This is a genomic window from Pyrobaculum sp. (assembly GCF_049971835.1).
Classification (GTDB): domain Archaea; phylum Thermoproteota; class Thermoprotei; order Thermoproteales; family Thermoproteaceae; genus Pyrobaculum.
In genome coordinates this window covers 1-1,927 of sequence record NZ_JBMFKV010000297.1, presented here as the reverse complement: position 1 = coordinate 1,927, position 1,927 = coordinate 1, and the positions used below count along the sequence as shown (strand labels likewise).

3 protein-coding genes are annotated in these 1,927 nt (G+C 63.1%); 1 reads left to right on the top strand and 2 read right to left on the bottom strand.

All coding sequences use genetic code 11. From position 1 onward, the window contains the following. Nucleotides 1-936: lyase family protein (locus ACP5J3_RS13895; protein ID WP_428496228.1), on the top strand; the 936-nt coding region annotated here is incomplete at its 5' end. Here the strand turns inward: ACP5J3_RS13895 and ACP5J3_RS13890 are convergent. Both ACP5J3_RS13890 and ACP5J3_RS13885 read right to left on the bottom strand, forming a co-directional pair. Beyond that, nucleotides 898-1,209, bottom strand: a complete 312-nt coding sequence (locus ACP5J3_RS13890; protein WP_014288869.1) for a hypothetical protein — start codon at nucleotides 1,207-1,209, stop codon at nucleotides 898-900. The genes ACP5J3_RS13895 and ACP5J3_RS13890 overlap by 39 nt on opposite strands. Beyond that, nucleotides 1,190-1,735, bottom strand: coding sequence for a DUF998 domain-containing protein (locus ACP5J3_RS13885; RefSeq protein ID WP_428496227.1), 546 nt, complete (start codon nucleotides 1,733-1,735; stop codon nucleotides 1,190-1,192). Before ACP5J3_RS13885 ends, ACP5J3_RS13890 begins: the two co-directional genes overlap by 20 nt. Nucleotides 1,736-1,927 lie beyond the last annotated feature (192 nt).

Below are 1,927 nucleotides of genomic sequence, written 5' to 3'. Positions count from 1 at the left end.
GTCGGCGCGCTTAGGGAGGGGGTGAGGAGGCTCCGCTGCGTCCTCGCGGAGAGGGCTCTCCAGTACGCTGACTGCGCCATGCCTAGCTTCACCCACTTCCAGCCGGCGCAGGTGGTCACCTTCGGCCACTACCTCCTGGCTGTGGACGAGCTTCTGGCCGAGTTCCTCCACGCCCTCTCGGGGGTTGAGAGGCTCCTCTTGCGTTCCCCCTTGGGGGCGGGGCCAGCGGGCGGCGTGCAGACCCCCGTCGACAGGAGGAGGCTGGGGGAGCTGGCTGGGTTTGTGGAGGTGGTGGAGAACACGCTCTACGCCTCGGGGGGGCGGTTCTTCGCCCTGGCCCTGGCGGGGGTGGTGGCCTCCTTCTTGGCGGAGCTGTCACGCGTGGTGGACGACTTCATCCGGTGGAACAGCCCGGAGTTTGGCTACGTGGAGGCGCCGGGGGAGCACGTCTCGACTAGTAGCATTATGCCTCACAAGCGTAATCCGGTGACTCTTGAGGTGTTGAGGGCGAGGGCCGGCGAGGCTCTTGGGCACTACACGGCGCTGGGGGCCGTGGTTATGAAGGTGGGCCTCGGCTACAGCCTGGACCTCCAGGAGGCGACCCGCCACCTCTGGGCTGTGCTAGACATCGCCGTGGAGGGCGTGGAGGTGCTCCGGGACTTTGTGGAGAAGATGGGGTTTAACTGCGGGAGGGCCAGGGCCGACGCCGAGAAGTTCTTCACGACGTCGGCTGACACCGCCGAGAGGGCCTCCCTCGCGGGCAAGCCGTTTAGGACCGCCTACTTCGAGCTGGCCGAGGCCATTAAGAGGGGGGAGGCGGCTCTCCTCCCGGTGGAGGAGGCGCTTAGGAGGCCGGCTCTGGGCTCTGCCAATCCGGAGGAGGTGAGGAGAGCCGCGTCAAGGAGGCTGGCTTTTTGCAGACCCGGGGCTTTGTAAGGCGGCGTCCACCTCGGCGACGGCCTCTTCCTCGCCGCCGCACTCCACCAGCTGAGTCTTGGCGTACCCCGGCTTGCCCTCTACCTCCTTGACGCAGAGCACCACGCCCCGCCTGGTGGGGTGGGCCACCACATCGATGTAGGCCCTGGCGATGCCGGCGGCGAGGGCCTCGGTTAAGAGGATCTGGGTGCCGTCGTCGAAAAAGAGGATTATTCTCAGGTGGCGGTGCCCGGTGGGGATGGCGGCTACTACCTTAACTAGTCTTGGGGGCACCTAAGCCGTATGCTACGAAGTATATAAGTACTGGGTAGGCGATTAGCCTCTCCACCCCGCCGACGCCTAGGGGGGTCTGGACGCGGGGGATGAACAGGGCCAGGGCCGCCAGGGAGAGGGCGCCCAGGGCCACGCCGAGCGGCTTGAGGAGGCCTCGGGTTTTTAGGGCCATGGAGATTACGGCGAGGGCTCCGAATAGGAATGCCACAAGGGCGGATACTCCGTGGGGAGTTCCGTAGTCTTCTGGGAATATGCCTACGCCCATGGCGCCGATGGAGGCCAGGGCTAGGAGGGCCGCGGCGGCTCTGCCGATTTCCCGCCTGAGCAGCGCCGCGGCGGCGAGGCCGAGGAGGCCTAGCAGAAAGACGCTTGTGTTGAAGAGAGGCGCCGTGGGGGCATTCAGGGCGCCTAGGTCGCTTATGTAGTTGTGGAGTGGGGAGTAGCCTGGGTATATCTGCTCCGCGGCGAGCATAGATATTATAAATTGTAGTGAACCTATTACTAATAGTAGTCTTCCCCAATTCATTGATTTTTCTAGTTGTGGCCCTTTTATAACATTATCTATCTCGTGTTTTCGGGTATGTACGTCGTTGTTTGTAATATGGGGTCAGTTTTATAAACTGTGTTTTTGACCCGTGTCGTGGGGCTCTCGGTGGAGCTCAAGGGGGTCTCTGTGCACTACGGTAGCTTCCAGGCTTTGAGGGGGGTTGATCTATAC

Excerpts from the sequence above, each read along its gene's own strand:
- ACP5J3_RS13885 (WP_428496227.1), bottom strand. The coding sequence starts at position 1,735 with ATGAATTGGGGAAGACTACTATTAGTAATAGGTTCACTACAATTTATA.